The following is a 430-nucleotide window of genomic DNA, read 5'->3' on the forward strand; positions in this document are numbered from 1 at the left end:
TCATGGTGATATTTCAAGCAGCAACGATACCGTCGGCGTCGCCGTGGTGAACTACAAGATGCCCCGCCTGCACACCAGGGCCGATGTGCTCGACAACGCGGCCAGCATTGCCGAGATGATCCAGGGCATCAAAAAAGGTCTGCCAGGGATGGATCTGATTGTATTTCCGGAATACAGCACCATGGGCATCATGTACGACCACGACGAAATGATGGCCACCGCAACCACCATTCCAGGGCCGGAAACCGATATGTTTGCCGCTGCCTGTCGTGCGGCCAACACCTGGGGGGTGTTTTCTCTCACTGGCGAGCAGCACGAAGAACACCCCAACAAGGCGCCCTACAACACCCTGGTGCTGATCAACAATCTCGGTGACATCGTCCAGAAATACCGCAAATGCCTGCCCTGGTGCCCGATCGAAGGCTAGTAT

1 protein-coding gene is annotated in these 430 nt (G+C 56.3%); it reads left to right on the forward strand.

Going from position 1 to position 430, the window contains the following annotated elements; translation table 11 throughout:
• A partial coding sequence (locus Q4563_RS16345) for a nitrilase-related carbon-nitrogen hydrolase (RefSeq protein WP_303605230.1) occupies positions 1-427 on the forward strand: 427 nt, incomplete at its 5' end.
• Positions 428-430 lie beyond the last annotated feature (3 nt).

Source organism: Gilvimarinus sp. 1_MG-2023 (assembly GCF_030548285.1).